This is a genomic window from Rhizobium freirei PRF 81 (assembly GCF_000359745.1).
Classification (GTDB): Bacteria; Pseudomonadota; Alphaproteobacteria; order Rhizobiales; family Rhizobiaceae; genus Rhizobium; species Rhizobium freirei.
The window spans coordinates 1-361 of the sequence record NZ_AQHN01000037.1 but is presented as its reverse complement, the minus strand read 5'-3'; the positions used below and the strand labels follow the sequence as shown (position 1 = coordinate 361).

Sequence of the window (361 nt, the reverse complement as noted above, 5' to 3'; positions counted from 1 at the left end):
TATCCTACCGCCGGTTACCTGGAGGCAGGCTTCTGCAATGCGTCCAGGGCGGCTGACAGGCCCTTGAGCGAGAATTTGATGTTGACCTTCTGGCCATTCATCATCTGTACGTGGCCGATACCATTCGTCGCCTTGGCAAGGGCTGCAACCATCTTCGCATCCAGCTTTTGCTGCGCCCAGCATCCCGCCTGATTGCAGTTGCGATAAGCAAGCTGCACGACCGGCTTGTCGCTGGCATCGATACCGATGCCGCCGGGCAGATACATGTTGAGCGGCACAAGCGTCGTCAAGATGAGCTCGCTTGCAGGCTGCTTACCGCCCTTTTGGTTTGAGGCCGGTGCTGGAGCCGGCGCTTTGGCGA

1 protein-coding gene is annotated in these 361 nt (G+C 59.0%); it reads right to left on the bottom strand.

From position 1 onward, the window contains the following. Positions 1-14 precede the first annotated feature (14 nt). The coding region (locus RHSP_RS08520; protein WP_037150564.1) for an invasion associated locus B family protein at positions 15-361 on the bottom strand (347 nt) is incomplete at its 5' end.